Origin of the sequence: Jeotgalicoccus sp. WY2, from assembly GCF_018437745.1 — a bacterium.
Taxonomy (GTDB): Bacteria; Bacillota; Bacilli; order Staphylococcales; family Salinicoccaceae; genus Jeotgalicoccus; species Jeotgalicoccus psychrophilus.
In genome coordinates this window covers 2,336,248-2,361,575 of record NZ_CP049818.1, presented here as the reverse complement: position 1 = coordinate 2,361,575, position 25,328 = coordinate 2,336,248, and the positions used below count along the sequence as shown (strand labels likewise).

At 42.4% G+C, this 25,328-nt stretch carries 19 protein-coding genes and 7 pseudogenes; 1 reads left to right on the top strand and 25 read right to left on the bottom strand.

Annotation, left to right across the window (positions count from 1 at the left end):
- Nucleotides 1–6: 6 nt before the first annotated feature.
- The 15 genes and pseudogenes from pyrH to G4D76_RS13555 all read right to left on the bottom strand — a co-directional run bounded on the left by pyrH (nt 7) and on the right by G4D76_RS13555 (nt 14,899).
- Entirely contained in the window at nt 7–732 is a 726-nt protein-coding gene (gene pyrH / locus G4D76_RS13620) for a UMP kinase (protein WP_026858399.1), read from the bottom strand.
- A gap of 31 nt (nt 733–763) precedes the next feature.
- Nucleotides 764–1,677: pseudogene (gene tsf, locus G4D76_RS13615) on the bottom strand (translation elongation factor Ts).
- A 64-nt stretch (nt 1,678–1,741) separates the two neighbouring features.
- Nucleotides 1,742–1,879: a hypothetical protein gene (locus G4D76_RS17305; protein WP_250130340.1), complete on the bottom strand. Its 138-nt coding sequence runs from the start codon at nt 1,877–1,879 to the stop codon at nt 1,742–1,744.
- Between the two features lie 24 nt (nt 1,880–1,903).
- A pseudogene (rpsB, locus tag G4D76_RS13610) lies at nt 1,904–2,502 on the bottom strand (30S ribosomal protein S2); the annotation flags it as partial.
- Between the two features lie 162 nt (nt 2,503–2,664).
- Nucleotides 2,665–3,435, bottom strand: coding sequence for a GTP-sensing pleiotropic transcriptional regulator CodY (gene codY, locus G4D76_RS13605; RefSeq protein WP_026858402.1), 771 nt, complete (start codon nt 3,433–3,435; stop codon nt 2,665–2,667).
- Between the two features lie 20 nt (nt 3,436–3,455).
- Nucleotides 3,456–4,835, bottom strand: a complete 1,380-nt coding sequence (hslU, locus tag G4D76_RS13600; RefSeq protein WP_213810153.1) for an ATP-dependent protease ATPase subunit HslU — start codon at nt 4,833–4,835, stop codon at nt 3,456–3,458.
- A 16-nt stretch (nt 4,836–4,851) separates the two neighbouring features.
- Nucleotides 4,852–5,379 (bottom strand): HslVU peptidase proteolytic subunit, encoded by a 528-nt coding sequence (gene hslV, locus G4D76_RS13595; protein WP_035784944.1) that lies wholly within the window; start codon nt 5,377–5,379, stop codon nt 4,852–4,854.
- 4 nt (nt 5,380–5,383) lie between these two features.
- Nucleotides 5,384–6,262 carry a site-specific tyrosine recombinase/integron integrase gene (xerA, locus tag G4D76_RS13590; RefSeq protein ID WP_256440597.1) on the bottom strand — a complete coding sequence of 293 codons (879 nt, stop codon included), beginning with the start codon at nt 6,260–6,262 and terminating at the stop codon, nt 5,384–5,386.
- A gap of 299 nt (nt 6,263–6,561) precedes the next feature.
- Nucleotides 6,562–8,627 (bottom strand): annotated as a pseudogene (gene topA / locus G4D76_RS13585) (type I DNA topoisomerase).
- Nucleotides 8,628–8,736: 109 nt separating this feature from the next.
- Nucleotides 8,737–9,327, bottom strand: a complete 591-nt coding sequence (locus G4D76_RS13580) for a DNA-processing protein DprA (protein ID WP_250130336.1) — start codon at nt 9,325–9,327, stop codon at nt 8,737–8,739.
- Between the two features lie 354 nt (nt 9,328–9,681).
- A complete protein-coding gene (gene sucD / locus G4D76_RS13575; protein ID WP_026858407.1) occupies nt 9,682–10,590 on the bottom strand; it encodes a succinate--CoA ligase subunit alpha in 909 nt (302 codons plus the stop codon).
- Between the two features lie 17 nt (nt 10,591–10,607).
- Nucleotides 10,608–11,777 (bottom strand): ADP-forming succinate--CoA ligase subunit beta, encoded by a 1,170-nt coding sequence (gene sucC, locus G4D76_RS13570; RefSeq protein WP_026858408.1) that lies wholly within the window; start codon nt 11,775–11,777, stop codon nt 10,608–10,610.
- A 220-nt stretch (nt 11,778–11,997) separates the two neighbouring features.
- Nucleotides 11,998–12,750, bottom strand: coding sequence for a ribonuclease HII (locus G4D76_RS13565; protein WP_213810152.1), 753 nt, complete (start codon nt 12,748–12,750; stop codon nt 11,998–12,000).
- A 7-nt stretch (nt 12,751–12,757) separates the two neighbouring features.
- Nucleotides 12,758–13,612, bottom strand: coding sequence for a ribosome biogenesis GTPase YlqF (gene ylqF / locus G4D76_RS13560; RefSeq protein ID WP_213810151.1), 855 nt, complete (start codon nt 13,610–13,612; stop codon nt 12,758–12,760).
- Between the two features lie 309 nt (nt 13,613–13,921).
- Nucleotides 13,922–14,899: a nuclease-related domain-containing protein gene (locus G4D76_RS13555; protein WP_213810150.1), complete on the bottom strand. Its 978-nt coding sequence runs from the start codon at nt 14,897–14,899 to the stop codon at nt 13,922–13,924.
- A 161-nt stretch (nt 14,900–15,060) separates the two neighbouring features.
- Between G4D76_RS13555 and G4D76_RS13550 the strand changes: the two genes are divergently transcribed.
- A complete protein-coding gene (locus G4D76_RS13550; RefSeq protein ID WP_213810149.1) occupies nt 15,061–15,786 on the top strand; it encodes a gamma-glutamyl-gamma-aminobutyrate hydrolase family protein in 726 nt (241 codons plus the stop codon).
- A gap of 44 nt (nt 15,787–15,830) precedes the next feature.
- Here G4D76_RS13550 and rplS read toward each other — a convergent pair whose 3' ends face one another.
- The 10 genes and pseudogenes from rplS to rnc all read right to left on the bottom strand — a co-directional run bounded on the left by rplS (nt 15,831) and on the right by rnc (nt 25,247).
- Nucleotides 15,831–16,178: a 50S ribosomal protein L19 gene (rplS, locus tag G4D76_RS13545; RefSeq protein WP_026858413.1), complete on the bottom strand. Its 348-nt coding sequence runs from the start codon at nt 16,176–16,178 to the stop codon at nt 15,831–15,833.
- A gap of 145 nt (nt 16,179–16,323) precedes the next feature.
- Nucleotides 16,324–16,995 (bottom strand): tRNA (guanosine(37)-N1)-methyltransferase TrmD, encoded by a 672-nt coding sequence (gene trmD / locus G4D76_RS13540; protein WP_213810148.1) that lies wholly within the window; start codon nt 16,993–16,995, stop codon nt 16,324–16,326.
- A complete protein-coding gene (rimM, locus tag G4D76_RS13535; RefSeq protein ID WP_213810147.1) occupies nt 16,995–17,489 on the bottom strand; it encodes a ribosome maturation factor RimM in 495 nt (164 codons plus the stop codon). The genes trmD and rimM overlap by 1 nt, the downstream gene beginning before the upstream one ends.
- A 49-nt stretch (nt 17,490–17,538) precedes the next feature.
- Entirely contained in the window at nt 17,539–17,766 is a 228-nt protein-coding gene (locus tag G4D76_RS13530; protein WP_213810146.1) for a KH domain-containing protein, read from the bottom strand.
- 5 nt (nt 17,767–17,771) lie between these two features.
- Nucleotides 17,772–18,046 (bottom strand): annotated as a pseudogene (rpsP, locus tag G4D76_RS13525) (30S ribosomal protein S16).
- Between the two features lie 102 nt (nt 18,047–18,148).
- A pseudogene (gene ffh / locus G4D76_RS13520) lies at nt 18,149–19,493 on the bottom strand (signal recognition particle protein).
- Nucleotides 19,494–19,532: 39 nt separating this feature from the next.
- Complete coding sequence (locus G4D76_RS13515) at nt 19,533–19,841, bottom strand: putative DNA-binding protein (RefSeq protein ID WP_213810145.1); 309 nt, start codon at nt 19,839–19,841, stop codon at nt 19,533–19,535.
- Nucleotides 19,831–20,902: pseudogene (gene ftsY / locus G4D76_RS13510) on the bottom strand (signal recognition particle-docking protein FtsY). Before ftsY ends, G4D76_RS13515 begins: the two are co-directional and overlap by 11 nt.
- Before the next feature lie 34 nt (nt 20,903–20,936).
- A pseudogene (gene smc / locus G4D76_RS17300) lies at nt 20,937–24,479 on the bottom strand (chromosome segregation protein SMC).
- A 6-nt stretch (nt 24,480–24,485) separates the two neighbouring features.
- Nucleotides 24,486–25,247, bottom strand: coding sequence for a ribonuclease III (gene rnc / locus G4D76_RS13480; protein ID WP_213810139.1), 762 nt, complete (start codon nt 25,245–25,247; stop codon nt 24,486–24,488).
- Between the last annotated feature and the right edge of the window lie 81 nt (nt 25,248–25,328).

Below are 25,328 nucleotides of genomic sequence, written 5' to 3'. Positions count from 1 at the left end.
CTTCTCCTATTGCTTTGTAATTGTCGTACCGATTGTTTCTCCTGCAACGGCACGCTTAATATTACCTTCTTCTGTAATCGAAAATACCACAAGCGGGATGTCATTGTCCATACAGAACGATGATGCTGTTGCATCCATTACCTGAAGATTTTCCTGTAACATTTCAATGTAAGTCAGTTTGTCGTACTTAACAGCTGACGAATCGAGCTTCGGATCTGCAGAATACACACCATCTACGTTATTTTTACCCATCAGGATAACATCTGCTTCAATTTCTGCTGCACGGAGTGCTGCTGTCGTATCTGTGGAGAAGTACGGGTTGCCTATACCGGCTGCAAAAATAACGATGCGCCCTTTTTCAAGATGACGAATTGCACGTCTTCTTATATAAGGTTCAGCGACCTGTTTCATTTCGATTGAAGTCAGCACTCTTGTCTCATGACCGAGCTGCTCTAAACTATCCTGCAGTGCAAGGGAGTTCATTACTGTTGCAAGCATTCCCATATAATCCGCTGTACCGCGGTCCATACCGAGATCGCCGCCTATTTTGCCGCGCCAGATATTCCCGCCGCCGACGATAATCGCCATTTCAACGCCTAATTTCTGAGCTTCCGAAACCTGTGATGCGATATTTTTAATGATTACCGGATTAATTCCGAAACCATCGTCGCCAGCAAGTGCTTCCCCGCTGAGTTTTAACACGATTCGTGTAAATTTAGAAGATTCAGCCATGTTTTTCAATCCTTTTCATTGAATTTATTACTTAGAAAAAAGACACCGAAGTGTCTTTTTTAATAAAATTATTTTTAACTTGTCCGAGTACTTCTTCAGCGAAGTTTTCTTCGCGTTTTTCAATACCTTCACCCAGTTCGTAACGAACGAATGAACGGATAGATGCATTTTTAGAATCTAAGTACTGCTGAACAGTCTGATCAGAATCTTTAACAAATGGCTGATCTACGATGCAGATTTCTTCTAAATACTTACGAACTCTTCCTTCAACCATCTTGTCGACGATTTTTTCAGGTTTACCTTCGTTTAAAGCCTGCTGACGCAGTACTTCACGCTCGTGATCAAGTTCTGCCTGATCAACCTGGTCGCGTGAAACGTATTTAGGGTTTAATGCTGCAGCGTGCATCGCAACATCTTTTGCGATAGTTTCGTCAGTTGTACCTTCTACTACTGTTAACACACCGATACGCCCGCCCATGTGCATATACTGGCCGAATGAGTCGTTATCAGTCTTAGTTTCAACTGCAAAACGTCTGATGTTTAAGTTCTCTCCAATTGTTGACACTGCATTGTTCATGATCGAAGTAACAGTTTCACCGTCAATTTCAGAGTTATATAAAGCTTCTACATCTGCAGGTTTAGTTGCAAGGATGTGTGCAGCAATTTTCTTAACAAGTTCCTGGAAGATTCGTTACGTGCTACGAAGTCTGTCTCAGCATTGATTTCAACGATTACTGCTTCGTTTCCTTCTGCAGCAATGTAAACAGCACCTTCTGCAGCAATGCGGTCAGCTTTTTTAGCTGCTTTCGCAATACCGTTTTCACGTAGGTAATCGATTGCTTTATCGATATCTCCATCAGTTTCTACAAGCGCTTTTTTACAATCCATCATACCTGCGCCAGTTTTATCACGTAGTTCTTTAACTAATTTTGCTGAAATAGCCATTATCAGTCCTCCATTTAATTGTTGTAAAAAAGGTGATAAGAGTATTACGCTTATCACCAAGATTTCAATTAATTATTTGTTTCTCTTCTTTAGTCTCAGCTGAAGCATCTTCTTTTAAGTCGATATTTTGTTCTGCTGCTACTTCTGCGTCAGAAATACCACGCTGACCTTCTAAAACAGCATCTGCCATTTTGCTAGTCATCAGTCTAACCGCGCGGATAGCGTCGTCGTTAGCTGGGATTACGTAGTCGATTCGTCCGGATCACAGTTAGTGTCGACCATTGCAACGATAGGAATTCCTAATTTTTTTAGCTTCTGCAATCGCATTGCGTTCTTTGGCGTGGGTCACACGATGAAAATTGCGCTAGGCAGTTGGGGCATGTTGCGGATACCGCCAAGGAACTTGTTTAAGCGTGCATATTCTTTACGTAATTCAACAACTTCTTTTTTAGGAAGTACGTCGAAAGTACCGTTTTCTTCCATTCTTTCGATTTCAGAAATTCTCTTAATACGTTTGTTGATAGTTTGGTAGTTAGTTAAGAGTCCACCTAACCAGCGTTGGTTGATGTAAAGCTGACCAGCACGTTCCGCTTCTTCTTTAATAGCGTCCTGAGCTTGTTTTTTAGTACCGACAAAAAGAACTTGTCCGCCTTCTTCAGAAACTGACTTAACGAAGTCGTATGCTTCTGCAACTTTCTTAACTGTTTTCTGTAGGTCGATAATGTAGATGCCGTTACGTTCCGTAAAGATATATCTGCTCATCTTAGGGTTCCAGCGGCGTGTCTGGTGTCCGAAATGTACACCTGCTTCAAGCAATTGTTTCATAGTAATTACTGCCATGATTTGTTTCCTCCTAATGGTTTATACCTCCAGCATCGTGCTGAATAACCACCTGTTTAAAGGCACCGGTTAATCCCTTACTCTGCTGTGTGTATTTGGTCTTTTGACCGATTAATACTATATCATATATATTGTCTTTTTGCAACCTTAGCTGTCTTTACGAAGCTCGGGCAGGAAATCTTCTTTTTTAACTTTGATAAACGTCCCTTTCATTCCTAATGAACGGGATTCGATTACGCCTGCACTTTCAAGTTTACGAAGTGCGTTAACGATAACTGAACGCGTAATGCCGACACGGTCTGCGACTTTAGAAGCAACAAGTAGTCCTTCGTCTGCATTAAGCTCATCAAAAATGTGCTCGATTGCTTCACGTTCAGAATATGATAATGAACGGATCGCCATAGAAATACTCGCTTTATCGCGCGCTTTCTGTTCAACTTCTTCATTTTTCTCGCGCAGGATTTCCATACCGACAACTGTACCGGCATATTCAGCAAGTACTAAATCGTCTTCTGAGAATTCATTTTCTCTGCGGCCGAGTACTAATGTACCTAAACGGTTGCCTCCACCGTAAATCGGCACGATGCACGTTTCAGAATCCTGATACGAATCTTCCGCCGGGAAGATAGTTAAATCATCTTCGAATGCGATGTTTTCGCGAGTTTCTGTAATACGCATAATCTGGTTAACGTAATACTCAGGGAACTGTCTGTTTTCAAGCATATCGACAATACGTTCGTTTTCGATAGTCTGTTCAACACCGATTCCGAGTAACTTACCTCTTTTTGACACGATGAATGTATTACATTCTAAAATACCGCTTAATTTGTCTGCGACTTCTTCGAAATCTACTTTAATATTTGAACTGCCTTGAATTAAATTGTTAATCTCACGTGTTTTCTGTAATAAACTAGCCATGATATTTCACTCCTGTTATTTTATAAAATAAATTCACTTAAATCTTTATCTGTAGAAATATGATCCAGTTTCGAATCGACGTAGCGCTTCGTAATCTCAACGTGCGCACCCTGCATACTGCTCGCTTCAAACAACAGCTCTTCGAGCAGTGTTTCTAATATTGTATGAAGTCTTCTTGCACCGATATCATCTGTCGATGAGTTTACCTTGTAGGCAATCTCAGCAAGTGCTCTGATTGCTTCATCTGTAAATGACATCGATACTTCTTCTGTTTTCAGCAAGGCTTCGTACTGCTGCAGCAATGAATTCTTCGGTTCTTTTAAAATGCGTTCGAAATCATCTGTCGTCAGTTTGTTCAGTTCGACGCGGAGCGGGAAACGCCCCTGCAGTTCAGGAATTAAATCACTTGGTTTGGCAACGTGAAATGCACCTGCTCCGATAAATAAAATATAATCCGTTTTAATCGAACCGTATTTAGTCTGCACTGTTGAACCTTCAACGATTGGTAAAATATCGCGCTGCACACCTTCGCGTGAAACGTCACCCGAGTTCTGGCTGCTTTTAGCGATCTTATCAATTTCATCGATAAAGATAATTCCCGTTGTTTCTGCCAGTTCAATCGCCTCGTCATTTACATTATCGAGGTCGATCAGCTTTTCAGCTTCTTCATCGATTAAATACTGACGTGCTTTTTTCACTGTCATCGTGCGTTTTTTTTTCTTCTTCGGCATTAAGTTTTGCAGCATGTCGCCCATGCCGTTGTTATCCATACCCGGCATCATCATGCCAAGCTGATTTGAACTTTCAGCCACTTCAATCGTCACTTTTTCATCTTCAAGCTTGCCGGCCAGGAGCTGACTTTTTATATCGCGGCGTTTCAGCCTGATTGAATCATCTATTTCTTCCAGCTCTTCTTCTTCATTCTGCTGGTTCATCAGCATTTCAAACGGGTTATTACTTGCCGGTTGTTGTTTTTTTCGTCCCGGTGCAATTAAACCTGTCAGACGTTCATTTGCTAAATCCAGCGCATCATCGGCGACTTCATTTTTCTTAGCCTCTTTGACCATGCGGACAGCACTGTCGACCAGGTCTCTGACCATAGATTCAACATCGCGGCCGACGTAACCGACTTCCGTATACTTAGTCGCTTCAACTTTTGTGTAGGGGCTGCCGGTAATTTTAGCAATGCGTCTTGCGATTTCTGTTTTCCCGACACCGGTCGGTCCAATCATCAGAATATTTTTAGGAATAACTTCCTCTTTCAGTTCATCGTCAAGCAGCATTCTTCTGTAGCGGTTGCGCATTGCAATCGCGACTTTTCGTTTTGCTTCATCCTGCCCGATAATACTTTCATCGAGGCGGGCTGTAATTTCTCTTGGAGAAAGATTGGTGTTTGACATTTATCTCACTCTTTCTTTAATCGATTGTTTCTACTATTATATTATCGTTAGTAAATACGCAGATTTCACTTGCCAGAGTCAAGCTGTCACGCGCAATCATTTCAGCACTTAAATCTGCACCGTGTTTCTTCAGTGCGCGTCCTGCTGCGAGCGCGTAATTGCCGCCGGAACCAATTGCCAGAATGCCGTCATCCGGTTCAATCACTTCACCTGTACCGGAGACGAGCAGCAAATCGTTTTTATCCATTACAATCAGCATCGCTTCCAGCTGGCGGAGCATTTTATCACCGCGCCATTCTTTAGCCAGTTCAACTGCAGCACGCTGCAGATTGCCGTTGTACTCATGCAGATTCGCTTCAAATTTTTCAAACAGTGTAAAAGCATCTGCCACACTGCCTGCAAAACCTGCTACGACTTGATCGTTAAATAAACGGCGGACTTTTCTTGCGGTATGTTTCATTACGACCTGATTGCCGAGTGTTACCTGGCCATCACCTGCAATCGCCATTTGGCCATGATGCTTAATCGCGAATATCGTCGTCATCTTGTCACCTCTTTTTATTACTCGGGTGTGCATTTAAATAAGTCTTTTTAAGCTGATCAGTCGTCACGTGCGTATAACGCTGTGTCGTTGATAAAGACTCATGGCCGAGCAAATCCTGCACTGCCCGTAAATCTGCTCCGTTGTTCAGTAAATGCGTTGCAAACGTATGCCGGAAAGTATGCGGATGAATGTCCAAGTGGAGTGCGCTGCGCTTCACCGTCATATCGATAATATGGCGGAGTCCGCGAACTGTGAGCGGCCCTCCTCTGTGATTTACCCACATTGCATCATTCTTAAGTATTTCTTCGCTGTATGTTTCCGCATAACTTTCCAAAGCACGGGCTGCACGGTCATGAAACGGTACGACCCGCCATTTGCGTCCTTTCCCGAGCACCCTGACAATCTGTACTGTGAAATCAATGTCCTTCAGCCTTAAACCAATCAGTTCACTCGCCCGCATACCGGTGGCGTAAAGCAGTTCCAGTATTGCGAGGTCACGTTCATACATTTTATGATTCTGATCCAGACTTTCAAATAGCGCTTCGATTTCATTCTCGTACATAAAATCCGGGAGCACTTCTTCCTTTTTTGGAAAAGGCAGTGCCGTAAACGGATTTATATCGACGCATTCTCTGTCAGCTAAATAATTATAGTAGCTTCTAAGCGTCGATATTTTTCTCGATACGGTTGATTTTTTAAAATTGCGGTCATACAGCATTGCCAGGTAGTTTCTTGCATCCATATATTTAAATGCTGGTACCGATAAACTTTCAGTCTTCAAAAAAGTTATGAATTCATGAATATCATGATCATAACTTTTTATAGAATGATCGGAAAAATTACGCTGATACTTAAGCATTCGTAAATAATCATTGACGTAAATTTCGACCACCTCATCCTTTGTCTGAATTTTATCATAATTTAAATTATTTAGCCAAGCAATACAATGTAAACTAGTCCGCAAGTAAACAACAGTAGTTATATTAAACCATTTTTAATTAAATTGCACTTAATTGTACAAATATTTATAATTCTGTCAAAAAGGAAGACAATAAAGGCGCTTTCATTTCGTTTACCTTGTAATTGCCTGCAGGATGGGATTCAGAGTGGTGTTCAAATAAAGTTAACACATACCGAAGATTTAAAAAAACCGTCCCCGAATCACCGGGGACGGTTCATTAATTAGCTTGCGTCTTCTTTATATTCACAGTTCGTACATTTAACCTGTGCTTTTTTACCTTTTTTCGTTTCAACCAGGTGATGTTCACATTTCGGACAGTCGCGACCGATTGGACGATCCCACGATACATAGTCGCATTCAGGATATCTTTCACAGCCGAAGAAAATACGGTTTCTCTTCGATTTGCGTTCGACGACTTCTCCTTCTTTACAAGTTGGGCATTTAACGCCGATTTCTTTGACGATTGCTTTCGTGTTGCGGCAGTCAGGGAAATTCGAACATGCCATGAATTTACCGTAACGTCCCATTTTGTAAACCATCGGAGAACCGCATTTTTCACAGTCTTCTCCAACCGGTTCGTCTTTAATTTCGATTTTTTCCATTTCTGCTTCCGCGCGGTCAACCTGCGGACTGAAGCCTTTATAGAATTCGTCGATAACTTCGCGCCATTCTTTTTTACCGTCAGCTACTGAGTCGAGGCTTTCTTCCATATTGCGGGTAAAGGCAATATCGATAATATCCGGGAAGTATTCCACAACCTGCTCGTTGACGATTTCACCGATTTCTGTCGGGATAAAACGTTTCTGGTCCATGCGGACATAGTTGCGTTTTTGAATGGTATCGATTGTCGGTGCGTAAGTTGACGGCCGTCCGATTCCCGATTCTTCCAATGTCTTAACTAGACGAGCCTCAGTAAATCTCGGCGGCGGCTGTGTGTAGTGCTGCGCCGGTTCAATTTTTTGATGTTACCGTCTCTCCTTCATTCATTTCAGGAAGTTTACTGTTTAAATCATCTTCAGTGTCATCCGTGCCTTCGATGTAAATTTGCATAAAACCTTTAAATTTAATCGTCTGGCCGGTACTTCTGAAGAGTACGCCGTTGTTGCTCAAATCTATTTTAACTGTATCTAATATTGCCGGCGCCATCTGGCTGGCAATGAAACGGTCCCAGATTAGTTTATACAGACGGTGCTGATCGCGGCTCAAATACTGCTTCATATTATCCGGTGTACGGTTTGCAGATGTTGGACGGACTGCCTCGTGCGCATCCTGTGACGCAGCTTTCGCTGCTGATTTCTGCGTGCCGGTATATTCTTTGCCGTAGGTCGACTCGATTAAATCGTATGCTTCATCTTTGGCAGTATTTGAAATACGTGTCGAATCCGTTCTCATATAAGTAATCAGACCGACTGTACCTTCTTTTTAATATCGATACCTTCATACAGCTGCTGAGCGAGCATCATTGTTTTACGCGCTTTGTAGTTCAGCTTGCGCGCTGCTTCCTGCTGCAGTGAAGAAGTTGTAAACGGCTGTGCCGGATTACGTTTTTTCTCTTTTTCTCAACAGAATCGATATTGAAATCCGAACCTTTTATTTGACCCATGACTTTATCGACATCGTCTTTATTCTGAAGTTTAGTTTTCTGCTTATCTGAAGCAAGCTTGTTAAATTTACCTGTGAATTTCGAGCGGCCAGTTTTAAATGTTCCTTCAATAGACCAGTATTCTTCAGGAACGAATTTACGGATTTCGTTTTCACGGTCGATAATTAATTTCAGTGCAACCGACTGAACACGTCCTGCCGATAATCCTTTTTTAACTTTCTTCCATAATACAGGTGAGATGTTGTAACCTACAAGGCGGTCAAGTATGCGTCTTGCCTGCTGCGCATCTACCAGCTGCATATCGATTTCAGATGGTGTTTTAAAACTTTCTTTAACTGCATCTTTTGTAATCTCATTAAAGACCACACGGTAGTAATCATTGTCTGCCCCAAGTGCATGGCTCAGATGCCAGGCAATTGCTTCCCCTTCTCTGTCGGGGTCACTTGCTAAGAATACTTTCTTCGCTTTTTTCGCTTCTTTTTTCAATTCTTTTAGTAACGGGCCTTTACCGCGTATCGTAATATATTTAGGTTCGTAATTATTTTCTGTATCAATTCCAGTCTGACTGCGCGGAAGATCTCTCACGTGTCCCATGGAAGCAATTACTTTATAACGTTTACCGAGGTACTTTTCAATCGTCTTTGCTTTCGCAGGTGATTCTACGATCACTAAATTGTCTGCCACTCTGCTGCCTCCTAATTTGCTTTTAATCTATTCAAGTCCAAATGATACACAGTTAAATTTTACTTTGTCAATGAAAATCCACTTATTATAATATTTCGTCTTGCTGCTTTCAGTCGAAATCTCTCTGAATATCATCTGCTTCTGTCACAACTGATGCGCCTTCTTTTATACGTAAATTTGTTCCTTTTGACAGTGCGGATGTAATATTTCCCGGCAGACAGTATGCGTTCCGGTTATCGTCGAGTGCCATCTCAAGCGTAATTAAACTGCCGCTTTTTTCTTCCGCTTCTGTTACAAGGACACCTCGGGCAGAGCCGGCAATAATTCTATTGCGTGCAACGAACTGCCATTTCCGGATTGGTGTGTCCGGCGGATATTCGCTGATTGTCAGATGACTCTGTTCCATCTCCCGGCGGATATCCGCAGTTGTTTTTGGATAGTGTGTACTGTGCCCGAATGCAAGCACACCAATCGTCTTCATATTATTGCCGATTGCCGTCTTGTGTGCCGCTTCATCCGCACCGTAGGCAAGTCCTGATATAATAGCAATGTTTTTAAGACTCGGCAAGAGCACCTCCAGAGATTTAGCTGTATAGCTTGTCGATTTTCTGCTGCCAACGACACCGAGCATATCTTCCATTAAGTACCTGGGGTTTCCGCGGTAATATAATATGTAGGGAAAATCATAAATTTCTTTCAGTAAAGGCGGATAAAGTGAGTGTTCATGCGTAATATAGCTGATATTCAGCCTGTCCAGAAATGTGATAATTTTCTTCTGTCAAGCGTATTTGCAAACTCAATTTTGCGCTTTAATTCAGGCGAAATAAAACCGTTATTTAAGAGTGATAATATTCTTTTGAAGTAACCCCTGCATAGCTCATAAGTAGTAAATCCATATGTGCCTCCCCTGATATTATGATACTTATATTATAAGAGATTTCAGGCTTATTCAGATTTCAATTTACCGACAAATATTTCCAGAAAAAGACAAAAAAGACGATAATCCATTAGGATTACCGCCGTTTTTCACTCACATGCACGAGTTATATTACATTTATTTTACTGTTAAACATTTTTCGTAAAGACCGTCTTCTTCTTTGATGCGCTCGATAAGCGTTTCACCAATTTCAGAAGGTGTTGCAGCTGTTTTAATTCCGCATTCGTTCATGACACGGATTTTTTCGTCAGCTGTCCCTTTACCGCCTGAAATAATCGCACCGGCATGGCCCATACGTTTTCCTGGAGGTGCAGTTTGTCCGCCGATGAAGCCGACAACAGGTTTAGTCATGTTATCACGAACCCACTCTGCAGCTTCTTCTTCAGCAGTACCGCCGATTTCCCCGATCATTACTACAGCGTAAGTTTCTGGATCTTCGTTGAATTCTTTAAGCACATCGATAAAGTTCGTACCGTTAACAGGGTCTCCGCCGATACCGACAGCAGATGTCTGGCCGACACCTTCCTGAGTTAACTGATGAACTGCTTCATAAGTTAGTGTACCTGAACGTGATACGACACCAACGTGTCCTTTTTTGTGGATATAGCCGGGCATAATACCGATTTTAGTTTCATCGGCAGTAATAACACCTGGACAGTTCGGTCCGATAAGACGCGTGTTTTTACCTTCTAAATAACGTACTACTTTAACCATATCGAGTACCGGAATATGCTCAGTAATACAAATTACGAGGTCCAGTTCAGCATCTGCAGCTTCAATGATTGAATCTGCAGCGAATGGTGCCGGCACGTATACTACTGATACTGTTGCGCCAGTTTCTTTTTTAGCTTCTTCTACAGTGTTGAATACAGGAACGCCTTCAACTTCCTGTCCGCCTTTACCAGGTGTCACACCAGCAACGATTTGAGTACCATACTCAAGCATCTGCTTTGTGTGGAATAGTGCTGTTGAACCGGTAATACCCTGTACAATTACTTTAGTATTCTTATCTACAAATACAGCCACAATATATTCCTCCGTTATTATTTATTTTCGTTTACAGCAGCGATGATCTTCTCGGCACCTTCAGCCATTGTGCTTGCCGATGTGATTGCAAGACCTGAATCTGCAAGAATCTGTTTACCTTCTTTAACGTTTGTACCTTCCAAACGAACGACAAGAGGAATTTCAAGACCAACGTTATTTACAGCCTCAACGACACCTTCAGCGATAACGTCACACTTCATAATACCGCCGAAAATGTTTACAAAGATACCTTCTACAGCTTTATCACTTAAAATAAGTTTGAATGCTTCGGTAACTTTCTCAGCAGTCGCGCCGCCCCCTACGTCAAGGAAGTTGGCAGGTCTTCCGCCGAAGTGGTTAATCGTATCCATCGTTGCCATAGCAAGTCCGGCACCGTTAACCATACAGCCGATATTACCTTCTAAAGCGATATATGCTAAATCGTGCTTAGAAGCTTCGATTTCTTTTTCATCTTCTTCATCAAAGTCGCGTAATTCAACGACATCTTTGTTTCTGTATAATGCATTCGCATCGAAGTTAACTTTCGCATCAAGTGCAATAACTTCGCCGTCACTTGTAGTTACAAGCGGGTTAATTTCCATAATTGCAGCATCTTTTTTGATAAATACATCGTATAAAGAAAGCATTAATTTAGCTGCTTTGTTTACAGACGCTGTTGGAATATTAATATTGAACGCAAGTCTCTTAGCCTGGAACGGCATAAGACCTACAGCAGGATCAATAACTTCTTTAAAAATCTTTTCAGGAGTTGCTTCTGCTACTTCTTCGATTTCTGTTCCGCCTTCTTCAGAACCCATTAATGTAACGCGGTTCGTCGCGCGGTCAATTACAAAACCTAAGTAGTATTCGCTGTCGATATCGCAGCCTTCTTCAACGAGAAGACGTTTGATTTCAGTCCCGTCCGGACCGTTCTGATGAGTAACTAAGACTTTGCCTAATAATTCTTCAGCATATTCCTTAACCTCATCGACAGATTTTGCTATCTTAACGCCGCCTGCTTTACCACGGCCACCTGCGTGGATTTGAGCTTTAACAACGTAGACATCTGAATCAAGTGTTTTTGCAACTTCAACTGCTTCTTCTGGTGTAAGAGCAACGTCACCTTTAGGTACGTTTACACCCATTGAGCGAAAAATTTCTTTTCCTTGATACTCATGGATATTCATGATTTTCCTCCTAAGACTTTTTAATAAAGCTTACATTCCTAATTATAGGAAACACTCACTCGAATGTAAACGTGTAAGTGGCAACTAATCAAACAAATTATTATTATTTTGCGAAAGTTTGAAAAAAAATCACAAGTTACCCGGAATATGGTTCGAAACCGCAGTATTATTGAAATTTAGAACGTTTATCGCGCTAATGATTGTGAAATAAAACACTTAGTTAATTTAGAAACATACTTTTTACCGGTTCAAATGTCTTCCGGTGGATGGGCGTTGCTCCGTATTTTTCAAGTGCTTCAAGATGCGCTTTCGTACCGTAGCCTTTATGATTTAAAAATCCATATTCCGGATATTCTGCAGCGTATTCTTCCATCATTAAATCACGCGTCGTTTTCGCAATAATTGAAGCTGCAGCGATAGAGTTCGACACCGCATCTCCTTTAATGATAGACGTCTGCGGCACACCGTTGTCGAGCGTCATTGCATCGATCAGTAAATGTTCAGGCTGACCCGATAAATTATCAAGCGCACGCTGCATCGCAATTTTCGTTGCATTGTAAATGTTATGCATGTCGATTTCTTCAGCTGTTGCAATACCCACTCCGTAATCGGCATATTCCATAATTTCTTCACGCAGTGCGAGCCGTCTCTTCAGCGGAACTTTTTTAGAATCATCGAGCCCGATTATTTTATAATCCTGCGGCAGAATAACAGCTGCTGCCACGACATCGCCTGCCAAGGGACCCCGTCCAGCTTCATCGATACCGGCAATAATGATATCCGGGTGTTTGTTTTCATGCATCATCATCGCGTTGAAATGTTCAGCGAGCGCCACTTCTTTTTGGAGTACGCGCGCCCGAGATTTAAGCGCGCCCTGTACACCTTTGCGCTCGTCTTCGTTATAGGCCGAGGCCGTTAAATCGGCCATGGTTTTTATCTTGTTAATCTCCAGTTTAATATCGCTTATCTTCATATTATTATTAAGCATCCTCAGGCAAATCGAATGTAAACTGACCGATTTTCGCATCGCGTGTATCGTAAATCACTTTTTCCGCAACGCGTTCGTAGTCGATTTCATTGCCGCTCATTTTAAAGCCGCGCGACTGGCCGATGGCGTCAAAGATTTCCACGATTTCAGAATTTTCATCGATATTAATATTATAAAATTTATTAATTGCATCAAGGTGATGTTCCCGCATGAATTTGAGTGCAAATATCGCAATGTCATCAAGGTTTACGACGTTATCTTTAATCGCACCTGTCAGAGATAGTTTACGGCCGATCGACTCATCTTCAAATTTAGGCCAGAGTACGCCCGGCGTGTCGAGCAGTTCCATTTTCGACCCTGCTTTAATCCACTGCTGTGCTTTAGTTACGCCTGGTGTATTACCCGTTTTCGCAACTTTACGTTTTGCTATATTATTAATAATCGTCGATTTCCCAACGTTCGGAATTCCGACAATCATCGCTCTGATGGCGCGCGGATTAATGCCTTTTCGTTCCATACGTTCAAAGATTTCCTTGGTCGCTTCGACTACTGTATTTTCAATCTTCTTCAGCACGTTCGGCTCCTTGCCGTTCAGTGCTATAGGATAAACTCCGTCAGCTTTCAGCCGTTTAATCCAGCGATCCGTCTCTTTATTGCTGGCCATATCCTTCTTGTTCAGCACAACGACTCTCGGCTTGTCACCGATAACATGATCCAGCATCGGATTTTTGGAAGCATACGGTATACGCGCGTCCAGTATCTCGATAACTACGTCCACTTTCTTCAGACTCTCTTCAATTTGGCGGCGAGCCTTCGCCATGTGCCCCGGGAACCAGTTAATAGACATATCAGGTTGCCCCTTTCTGTATTGTTTCGATTTTGTAGTTTGTTTTATATATTCCTTTTACATTTTATCATGATTTTGACGTGTGATGTGAGGATGATTGGCTTGCAGAGTTTGTTATTTACTGACAGTGTCTGACAAATCCGTTTATCGGACAGTGTCAGTTCTACAGTGTCTGACAAATCTGTTTATCGGACAGTGTCAGTTCTACAGTGTCTGACAAATCCGTTTATCGGACAGTGTCTGTTCTACAGTGTCTGACAAATCTGTTTATCGGACAGTGTAGAACCAAAAGTATTAGATAATATCGAATTAGCTGAGATAGTCCTTATATTTACGGGTTTGCTGCTCTTTTCTCATGGCTTCATCGAAATCAAAATACTTAAATATATAATTACTAGTTTTATAGACTCCTTTGACATAACAATACTTATTCAGTACTCGCTGAAGAGTGCGAACATTCACGGCATTTCCCGTAAACTCCATCAGCCGCCTGCTTGTCATGGCTAAATCTCCAAACAGATATTTAAAATCGCTCATTGCCCGGACGAGATGCGTCTCATTGCTTTCACGTGAACCGCAGGTCATGCACAGCAAATGAAATTGCTGTTTTTCCAGCTGAAAACTCCCGCACCCGCCGCAGTATAGGCCGTGCCTGACTGATTCGAAGTCGACTCGATGTTTAAAGTAAGGGTTCGGCACGATGTGCCGTTCGATTATATCGGCAAGCTTAGATGCGCCTTCTCCGCTGTATTCGTTATAAAATCCGTTAAAGTATCTTTTGAAATCAGCACGGAGTACTACTTGATTCCACACTTGGTCATCCTTCGTGAATAGCCGGAATGATTCGTTTGGGAAAATTAATTTCCCCGAAACTTCAAACTTAAATCCAGCGCCTCTCTGCAGATTCATCAGTTTTCCAACGGCCCGCCTGAGCTGACTCATCGGATCGTCGGGCAGCGTTGCCCCTCCACTTCGTGTCCACATGGAGGCTTCCACTTGATAGTCTCCAGTAAAGTTTTTAATTTCATTAACGATAATACCGGATTCACTGACAATCAGCGTATCGTACTGTGTAACGGACCCTTCAATCAGCAAATATAAATCACGGAATATGTACAGGTTCTCATGCCCTGCTTCATTTAAAATCATATCATAAACGCGTTCTCCTTCAACTCCCCGTTCCAGTCTGCGCAGTTTATCGTGATTTTTAGCTCCTAGTGCTGAACGACGCTGCAAAGCGTAATAATGGAGCAGCTCCTCAGGTAATTTTCGAGCTGTTATAAACATAATCTGACCCCTCCTGTCAATTCAGTTAACATATTTATACACTAAAAATTAACATTAATAAAACAAAAGTTAACAAAAAAGAGAAACAACCATCTTATAACCCTCGAATAACTTCACTCATTTTCGGGTATAAAATAACAAACAACAAAAGGAGACAGATTATGGGCAGACCGATTATAGGAATTACAACGGCAATCGAAGAAAATAATATGAGTTTAAGACCGCACTACATCGAAGCTGTGACAGATCTCGGCGGTGTGCCGCTGCTGCTTGCGAAAAATGATGATGAGCAGTCGATTAAAGAACAGATTGAAGTACTGGACGGTTTATATTTAACGGGCGGCAATGATATTAATCCGAGTACTTACAATGAAGAACCGCATCCAAAACTTGAAAAAGTTGAGCATGGCCGTGATGAGTATGAAATTGAAGTGATCAAACATGCTTTTAAAAGAGGAATTCCGATTCTGGGAATTTGCCGCGGCAGCCAGCTGCTGAACAGCTTAACCGACGGCACGATGTATCAGGATTTGGAAGCTCAGTACGAAGGTGAAGATTTAATTCAGCATAAGCAGAAGTCAAACAGAGATTATCTTCAGCACAGCGTGCTGATTGAAGGCTCCAGATTGCACAAAATCGTCGGCACGGATAAAATCAGGGTTAACAGTCACCATCATCAAGCGAACAAAGACGTTGATAATAAGGACTTTATCGTGTCTGGACGCGCGCCGGACGGTGTGATAGAAGCGCTCGAGGGTACGGGCAATACTTTTATAATGGGGCTGCAGTTCCATCCGGAGGATTCGTATAAATTTGATGAGCCTTCGAAGAAAATTCTGGAGGCCTTTCTGTCGGAAGCTCAGCAGTTCAGAGCTGAAAAAAGATAAAAAACACCCGGACCTCTAAAGGTTCGGGTGTTTTTAAAGCGGTCTTATCGGATTTCTCTAATACGAGCAGCTTTACCACGCAGGTTACGCAGGTAGTAAAGTTTAGCACGACGTACGCGTCCACGGCGAACAACATCGATTTTCTCGATTTTAGGCGTGTGAACTGGGAATGTACGCTCAACACCGACACCGTAAGAAATCTTACGTACAGTGAAAGTTTCAGAAATTCCGCCTCCGCGGCGTTTGATTACAACACCTTCGAAAAGCTGGATTCTTTCGCGGTCTCCCTCTACAATACGAACGTGTACTTTAACTGTATCTCCTGATTTGAATTCAGGAAGATCAGATTTTAACTGGTCTTTAACGATAGAATTTAATAATTCCTGTGACATAATATATCTTCTCCTTCTTCCAGTTATCTTGCCATTTCTTGCCCAAGCTAAGCGGATGACTGTGATATTTACGTGTATTTACACTCGTACAATATTACCATACAAACCCCAGTCCTTCAATCACTTTTACGAATAAAATTGAGCTTTATTCGTCTAGTAAATCCGGACGGCGTTCTCTTGTTCTTTTCAAGCTTTGTTCGTGACGCCATTCATCAATTAACTTATGGTTGCCCGATAATAGAACGTCCGGCACTGTCATGCCGCGGTACTCCCTCGGACGGGTATAATGCGGATGCTCAAGCATGCCCGTTGAGAATGAGTCTTCCTGGTGGCTGGCTTCATTGCTCAGCACATCGGGGATTAAACGGACGATAGCATCAGTCATTGTCAGTGATGCCAGTTCGCCGCCTGTTAAGACATAATCCCCTATAGATACTTCATCGGTTACAAGCGTACGGATACGCTCATCGTAACCTTCGTAATGACCGTTAATAAAGACAATATTGTCTTCTTCAGCCAGTTCCTCAGCCATTTTCTGATCAAATGGCCTGCCCTGCGGACACATTAAAATAACGCGCTTCTTGCCTTTAATTTCAAGACTCTCCATTGCGTTGAATACAGGTTCCGGTTTTAAGACCATACCTGCCCCGCCGCCGTATGGATAGTCATCGACCTTGTTATGTTTATCATTTGAAAAGTCACGGAAATTAATCATGTGATAATTAACGATACCCTTGTCTTCAGCGCGTTTTAAAATAGAAGCACCGAGTATACCTTCATACATGTCCGGGAACAGTGTTAAATAATATATATTCATTAATCCAACAATCCTTCGAGTGGTGTAATTTCAACTATGCCGCGGTCAAAATCGACAGTTTTAACAACCTGTTCGATATAGGGAATTAAATATTCGCGCTCGCCGTCAATCACCCAGACGTCATTGGCGCCGGTGAACATGACATCTGAAATTTTACCAAGTTCTGTATTATCGTCCAGATTAATGACGGTTAAGCCGACAATATCACGGACGTGGTATTCATTGTCATCGAGTGCTAATTCTTCAGCATGGTCTTCGATAAAAACATCTTTGCCTTTTAGATGGATAATGTCATTTATGTTCGACACACCTTCAAACTTCAGCATATGAAAGTTTTTATGCGTGCGGTAAGATTCAATCGTCAGCTCGCCGCTGCCAATTTCAACTTTATTACCTGCCTTGAAGCGTTCTTTTAAAAAATCCGAGTCGCTTAAAAGTTTAACTTCGCCGCGCACACCGTGGAAATTTACCAGTTTACCAATTTTAATTCGCAAGATGAACACCTCTTATAAAGAATAAAAAGACACACTCTTTAAGTGTGTCTTAGTGCAAATCAACAAACACTTTCTTTGACGCGTCTCTGTCAGCGTTTGAAACTACAATGCGGAGCGCTTTAATAAAACGGCCGCCGCGGCCGATTATTCGTCCGACATCGGTTTCATGTACGCTTATTTTATACGAAACTTTATGCGGCGTCTCATCACGGTTGATGATGAGTGCTTCCGGATAATCCAGCATCGGTTCAAGAATTGTTTGAAGTAATTTGTCCATCGGAATTATTTCCCGAATTTAGCATTGTGGAACTGTTCCATGATGCCTTTGTCACTGAAAATATTACGTACAGTGTCGCTTGGTTTAGCACCTTGCTGCAACCACTCTAACGCTTTTCGTTGTCTAATACAACGTTATCTTCAGATTTTGAAACCGGGTTATATGAACCGATTTGTTCGATGATTCTACCATCTCTCGGGCTGCGTGCATCCGCAACTACGATACGGTAGAAAGGATTTCTTTTAGAACCCATACGAGTTAATCTAATTTTTACTGCCATGTGTGAAAACTCCTCTCTATACTTCTTTCGTTCGACTTATTTATCATACCAAACGACAACACACATGTAAAGAGTTTATTCTTTACATGTGTGTTTTTTATTTTAAAATGGAAGACCCATGCCGCCAAACGGATTCTTGCCTTTCTTTTTACCGCTGGTCATCTGTTTCATCATTTTCTTCATATCGTTAAATTGTTTCAGCAGGCGGTTGATTTCCTGCAGTGAACGGCCGGAACCTTTTGCAATACGCTTTTTACGGCTGGCGTTCAGTTTTTCCGGATGCTCGCGCTCATCGAGAGTCATCGAACGGATAATCGCCTGGACGTGGTCAATTTCCTTGCCCGAGAACTGCATTTTATCGAGTCCTTTAATTTTGTTGGCGCCCGGCATCATTTTTAAGAGATCATCAAGCGGTCCCAATGTTTTCACCTGGTCCATCTGGCTTAGGAAGTCATCCAGCGTAAAGCTTGAGTCCTTAAGTTTTTTCTCGAGTGCTTTCTGCTCGTCTTCGTTCACATTGTCCTGTGCTTTTTCAATAATAGAAAGCACGTCACCCATACCGAGTATGCGTGAAGCCATGCGTTCCGGATGGAATGCTTCCAGTCCGTCCATCTTCTCTGAAACCCCGATAAATTTAATCGGTTTTTGTGTCACGGAACGGATTGACAGTGCTGCCCCGCCTCGTGTATCACCATCGAGCTTAGTCAGTGTCACTCCGGTAATATTAAGCAGCTCATTAAAGCTTTCTGCGACGTTAACCGCATCCTGACCTGTCATCGAGTCGACAACAAGCATAATTTCATCAGGATTAGCAATGTCTTTGACATTTTTCAGTTCGTTCATCAGTGCTTCATCGATGTGCAGACGTCCTGCCGTATCGATAATTACGGTATCCAGGTGTTCTTCTTTTGCATGCTCAAGTGCTTTCGTCGCTATTTCTTCAGGTTTAACCTGATCACCGAGCGAGAATACCGGCACATCAATCTGCTTGCCGACTGTTTCGAGCTGATCGATTGCTGCCGGACGGTAAATATCTCCCGCCACTAAGAGCGGACGCTTATTGTGTTTTTTACGCAGATGCAGCGCAAGTTTCCCTGGTCGTTGTTTTACCTGCACCTTGCAAACCGACCATCATAATGACTGTTGGCGGTTTCTGAGACAGATTAATCTTCTGATTTTCTCCGCCCATCAGTGATGTTAACTCTTCCTGTACGATTTTAATGACCTGCTGGCCGGGTGTTAAACTGGTCATTACATCCGAACCGAGTGCGCGTTCTTTAACGTCGTTGACGAACTGCTTCACAACTTTAAAGTTAACGTCGGCTTCAAGCAGTGCAAGGCGCACTTCGCGCATCATTAATTTAACGTCAGATTCAGTAACTTTACCTTTACCTTTTATGCGGTCCATCGTGGACTGCAGTCGTTCTCCAAGACCTTCAAAAGCCATAGTGCCATCCTCCTTAATCCAATTTCTCTAAGCTCTCAATTATTTTTTAACGTCTCTTGTTATATTGTCGCCGAGCTTATTTTTAAGCTCCGCATACAATTCGAGGCGTTTGTTAAAGTTTTTATACATACCAAGTGTTTCTTCATATTGCTCCAGCATATCGCGCGAGCGTTTAAGATTATCATACACAGCCTGCCGTGTCACGTTCATCTCTTCTGCTATTTCACTGAACTGAAAGTCTTCCAGATAATACAGTTCAATGTATTTCTGCTGTTTGTCAGTTAACAGAGACTGATAAAAATCATACAGATAATTCACCCGCATCGTGCGTTCTAAATCATTTGTCATCTGTATCTTCCTCTAATTTTTCTTCTAGTGTATCGCTCTCCTGAATCATATCAGCAAATAAGCCGTACACATAGTTTTCCGCATCGAACGGCTGCAGATCATCGAGCTGTTCACCAAGTCCGACAAACTTAACCGGAATACCCAGTTCATTTTTAATCGCCAGCACAATTCCGCCTTTAGCAGTACCGTCCAGTTTCGATAAAATAATCCCCGAAACATCAGTCACTTCTTTAAATGCCTTCGCCTGGCTGAGTGCGTTTTGTCCTGTCGTGGCATCGAGTACAAGCAGCACTTCATGCGGTGCTTCCGGCACGACTTTTTGAATGACTTTTTTAATTTTAGACAGTTCATTCATTAAGTTACCTTTGTTTTGCAGACGTCCTGCAGTATCACAGAATAGAATATCAGCGCCGCGTTTTTTCGCAGCGTTTACCGCGTCGTACATTACTGCCGCCGGATCAGATCCTTCTGCCTGTTTAATGACATCGACACCTACACGGTCGCCCCATACTTGCAGCTGGTTAATCGCGCCTGCACGGAACGTATCTCCCGCAGCGAGCATAACTTTCTTGCCTTCTTGCGTATACTTGTGTGCGAGCTTGCCGATCGATGTCGTTTTGCCGACACCGTTCACACCGACCATTAAAACCAGTCAGGCCGTCTTCGTTAATCGTCATCTCATCTGAAACGTCACCGTTACGCTCATAGATTTCAACCATTTTTTCAACGATTGTCTCACGCAGTTCTGACGTTTCAGTAATATTTTTAAGCTGTGCTTCACGACGAAGTTCTTCAGTTAATTCCATTACTGTATTAAAACCGACATCAGCTGAAATTAGTACTTCTTCAAGTGCTTCGAAAAAATCTTCATCAACAGTACGGTAGCGGGACATTAAAGCGTTGATATCCTGCTGGAATTTGTCACGGCTCTTTTTAAGACCCATTTCAAATTTATAACTGAGCTGATCCTGTTCCCATTCCTCGAACTCATCAATCGATATCAGGCCGTCGTCCAGTTTATCCGTCTGTGTTTCGAGCGACGCAGGTTTTTCTTCCTGTATTTTCTTTTTACGTTTAAAACGGTCAAAATACCCATTAATTCCCTTCCTCTCTTACTGGTTCTTCGTAATTTTTTAAATCAACACTGATTAGTTTTGTTACACCTTTTTCCTGCATCGTGACGCCGAACAGGCGATCCGCTTCTTCCATCGTCCCTTTGCGGTGTGTAATAACGATAAACTGTGTATCAGCTGACAGTTTTTTCAAATACTTCGCGTATCTCGTTACATTTGCTTCGTCGAGTGCTGCTTCAACTTCATCGAGAATAATGAAAGGGCTGACTTTCACACGCAGCACACTGAATAACAGACTGATTGCAGTCAGCGCACGTTCGCCGCCTGACAGCAATGACAATGAAGACAGCTTTTTACCAGGCGGCTCAGCAAATATTTCTATGCCTGCATCCAGATAATTACCTTCTTCCAGCAGTCTAAGCTCCGCACGGCCTCCGCCGAACATATCGGTAAAGACTTCCTGGAAGTAATGGTTCACCTGATAGAACGTCTCTTTGAAACGTTCTGCTACTGCTTCATCCATTTCACTGATCACATCTAAAAGTGTCTGGCGTGCATCGATTAAATCTTCTTCCTGTTCTTTTAAGAACGTAAACCGTTCATTAACGACACTGAACTCTTCAATCGCACCGATATTTACCGGCCCGAGTTCTTCAATACTCTTCTTATTCAGTGTTATTTTTTGACGTTTCGCTTCAATGTTATCAAATGACTCAAATTGTTCACGTGCCAGTTCATAAGTCATTTTATAATTGTCGCTTAAGTATGTCATTTTATTTTCAATCTGCGTACCCAGACCTTCACGAGCACCGGAATCAGTTCTTAACTGCTGCTGGCTCATGTCTGCGGCTTTACGCAGTTCACTTTCTGCTTCGGTTCTTCTTATGGTCCTCTTTTATAGTCTTCAGCTGATCAGTTATCGACTGCAGCTTATTGTTAACCTGACCGAGCACTTTGGATAATTCCTTTTTGTTCTCCTCGAGTTCTGAAATATTCAGCGCTGAGAGATCATCATTAATCATATCCGCTTCCGACTTCGTGTTATCGATGTTGTGCTGCACATTATCTATGTTTAAAGAGATACGTTCGATTGCTGCATCGGTAAAACGCATTTCGCCGTCCAATGTTATTTTATCATTGTTCAGCTGCTGTAGTTCACTCTGAAGCTGTGTAATTGTGTATCTTTTTCACTTTGCGAGCGGCTCATCATATCGATACGTGTAGTGATATCGGTCATCTGATGAGTATAGTCTTCTATCTTGCTCATCATAATTGCCAGTTTCTTCTCAGGTGACAGTCCTGCCACTTCACTTGTCAGTTCGTTTACTGCATCTGTTTTACTCGATAGTGTAAAGCCAAGCTGCGTAACTTCCTGCTGAAGGATATCGTGGGTTTCACCGAGCGCCGCTCCAGATTCTTCGAGCTGTTTTAGCTTGACGGTATAATCCGCAATCTGCTCTCCGGCATCGTCGACTGCTTTTTTCAATGACGCTGTCTGCGATGTGTATTCTTCAATTTTTTCGGTAATTTCCGCAATCTCTTTCTTCGACTCCATAATTGAGCCTTTACGGTTTTTTGAACCACCGCTCATCGCCCCGCCCGGCATAATCGTTTCGCCGTCCATCGTAATAATGCGGACTCGCTGATTCGTTGCTCGTGCTAGCGCTGAAGCATCACTCATATTTTTAACGACGACTGTCGTATTTAACAAGTGCAGAATTACTTTGCGGTATTCGCGTTTAATATCCGCAACTTCCGATAATACCCGTAATCAATATTCGACGCTTCAAGCGATTTTTCCACGTCGACCGACAAGTGGCGTTCGCGGATCGTATCAAGCGGCAGGAATGTCGCAAAGCCGAAGTTTTTCTGTTTTAAAAATGCGATTGCCGTGCGTGCATTATGCTCAACATCCATAACGATGTTCTGGCTCGCCTGGCCAAGCGCTGTATCGAGCGCCGTCATATACTCTGAAGGTGCCGATATCAGTTCACCTACTGCACCGATCACCCCCGGAATACTGTCTTTATTTTTCAGTACTGCACGGACTCCCGGATAATAGCCCTGATAGTTTTCTTCCATATTTTTCAGCATATCGAGTTTCGACTGCTGATTCTGGATGAAATTCGCTGCACGGTTATAATCATTTTAGATTTATCATACAGCCCGTTCAGGTCAGTCAATTCTTCCCGGACATTTTATAAGCAGTACGCGCAGCAGTTAACTGTTCATCCGCTTCACTGAGCGCCTGTTTTTTCTCAATTAGAGTCTGTTCGAGTTCCGATACTTCAGCACTGAGTATTTCCAGACGTTCTTTTTTGTACTGAATGCTGTCTGCCAATTTTGACTGTTCATCGCGGCTGCGGCGTTTATCGTTTTCGAGCGTCGTCTTTTTAACCATCAGCTCGTAATATTCATCTTTCAGCTTTTCAATGTTGCTGTCATCTGTCGACTGTACAGCGGCAAGTTCTCGCCTTTTATCTCCCTCCGACTTTTTCTGTTCTGTTCTTTGTTCAGTTAATGCAGTTTTCTTACTCTGTTCACTCTCCAGTGATGCGGTTAATTCTGTCAGTTGTGCTTCGTACTGCTGTAAACGGGTCTTTAAATCTTCTTTCAGCGTTTCTTTCTTCGTTTCACGCTCTGCGTATAAAGCAATGCGTCCTTCGATTTTTTCAAGCTCACGCGTCGTTCTAAGAAGCTCCTGATTTTCGGCACGCTCTTTTTGCTGCAGTGTTTCCCGTTCTTTTTCAAGTGTATCAAGTACCGTGAGCACTTCTTTTAACGTTTGACGTGCAGTTTCCAGTTCTGATTCTTCTTTTTGAATACGTGCTGTAATATCATCAAGTTCTGTCAGCAGGTGCATCGTATCGTAGACATTCACTTCGATATCGCTCTGTGTCATCTCTTCCTTTAAGGCGAGATATTCTTCTGCAATCGCACTTTCACGCTCCAGTCTCGCCACCCGTGAACTGATTTCTTCAATGATATCGTGTACACGTGATAAGTTCTGTTTTGTTTCATCGAGACGTTTTTCAGACTCGTGTTTACGGTTTTTATATTTCATTACGCCGGCAGCTTCTTCGATAATTTTGCGGCGTTCGATTGGTTTCGCTTTTAGTATTTCATCGACCTGGCCCTGGCTGATAATGTTATACGCATTTTTACCGAGACCAGAGTCTAAAAATAGTTCTGTAATATCTTTCAGTTTTGATTTTTCACTGTTGATAAAATACTCACTGTCACCGCTCCGGTACAGTTTTCTTGAAATAACGACTTCCTTATCTTTACCGAGTGTATAATCGTCATTGTTTAAAATCAGACTGACCGATGCATAGTTCATCGCCGTACGGTTTTCTGTACCATCAAAAATGATGTCTTCCATTTTCGCACCGCGCATCACGCGCGCCGACTGTTCACCGAGCACCCATCTGATGGCGTCGGTAATATTACTTTTGCCGCTCCCGTTAGGACCGACGACAGCAGTCACGCCGCTGTCAAATTTTATATTGACCTTATCTGCAAATGATTTAAAGCCATGTGCATCGATCTGCCTTAAAAATACCATATGTCTCTACACCTCTTGGCCAAGTGCTTTCAATGCACTTTTAGCTGCTTGTTGTTCTGATTCTTTTTTCGATAAACCCGCACCGGTACCGTGTACTTTATCACCAATAGAAACTTCTGTTTCAAACTGGCGGTGGTGGCTCGGTCCCGTCGAGCTTACGAGTTCGTATGTGACGCTTTCTGAAAACGCCTGATGCGAATATTCCTGCAGCATCGTTTTATAGTCGATAACTGCATTATAATCCTCAGATGAAATATGCGGAAAGACGAAATCGCTTAAAAACTGCCATGCGCCTTCATTTCCCTGATCTAAATACAGTGCGCCTAAAAATGCTTCAAACGCATCGCTCACTATCGACGGACGGCTTCTGCCGCCTGTTTTTTCTTCGCCGCGTCCGAGCAGGATTAATACCGGCATATCGAGTTTCGAGGCAAATACTACAAGTGAAGGTTCACACACGATATTTGCACGAAGTTTTGTCAGTCTGCCCTCAGGCAATTCTTCGTACTTGTTAAAAATATGATCTGACACCATCAATTCTAGTACTGCATCGCCGAGAAATTCGAGCCGTTCATTGTTATATCTTTTATCGAGTCCTAAATCATTAATATAAGAACTGTGCATAAATGCCTGCTGATAAAGACCGATTCTGTCGACGTTAATATTAACTTTGTCCGCAAATTCTTTAAATTTCACGTTAAATTTTTCAAGTCTCACTTGTGCTGCTGAATCCGTTTTAACTTTATTCAGCACTATTTGGAAGTCCATATATCCACCTCATTCATTTTACTATTTTCTGCATTTATTCACAAAGAAAAATCCACTTCATCATAAGTGGATTTTTCAAGT

Bases quoted from the DNA above. Each gene is read 5' to 3' on its own strand.
- rnc (WP_213810139.1), bottom strand. From the start codon at position 25,247: ATGGACTTCCAAATAGTGCTGAATAAAGTTAAAACGGATTCAGCAGCA.
- G4D76_RS13530 (WP_213810146.1), bottom strand. From the start codon at position 17,766: ATGGACAAATTACTTCAAACAATTCTTGAACCGATGCTGGATTATCCG.
- G4D76_RS13555 (WP_213810150.1), bottom strand. From the start codon at position 14,899: ATGTTTATAACAGCTCGAAAATTACCTGAGGAGCTGCTCCATTATTAC.
- sucC (WP_026858408.1), bottom strand. From the start codon at position 11,777: ATGAATATCCATGAGTATCAAGGAAAAGAAATTTTTCGCTCAATGGGT.
- codY (WP_026858402.1), bottom strand. From the start codon at position 3,435: ATGGCTAGTTTATTACAGAAAACACGTGAGATTAACAATTTAATTCAA.
- G4D76_RS13515 (WP_213810145.1), bottom strand. From the start codon at position 19,841: ATGACAAATGATTTAGAACGCACGATGCGGGTGAATTATCTGTATGAT.
- hslV (WP_035784944.1), bottom strand. From the start codon at position 5,379: ATGACGACGATATTCGCGATTAAGCATCATGGCCAAATGGCGATTGCA.
- ylqF (WP_213810151.1), bottom strand. From the start codon at position 13,612: ATGTCTATTAACTGGTTCCCGGGGCACATGGCGAAGGCTCGCCGCCAA.
- G4D76_RS17305 (WP_250130340.1), bottom strand. From the start codon at position 1,879: ATGACTAGCAAAATGGCAGATGCTGTTTTAGAAGGTCAGCGTGGTATT.
- pyrH (WP_026858399.1), bottom strand. From the start codon at position 732: ATGGCTGAATCTTCTAAATTTACACGAATCGTGTTAAAACTCAGCGGG.
- G4D76_RS13550 (WP_213810149.1), top strand. From the start codon at position 15,061: ATGGGCAGACCGATTATAGGAATTACAACGGCAATCGAAGAAAATAAT.
- trmD (WP_213810148.1), bottom strand. From the start codon at position 16,995: ATGAATATATATTATTTAACACTGTTCCCGGACATGTATGAAGGTATA.
- G4D76_RS13565 (WP_213810152.1), bottom strand. From the start codon at position 12,750: ATGAAGATAAGCGATATTAAACTGGAGATTAACAAGATAAAAACCATG.
- hslU (WP_213810153.1), bottom strand. From the start codon at position 4,835: ATGTCAAACACCAATCTTTCTCCAAGAGAAATTACAGCCCGCCTCGAT.
- rplS (WP_026858413.1), bottom strand. From the start codon at position 16,178: ATGTCACAGGAATTATTAAATTCTATCGTTAAAGACCAGTTAAAATCT.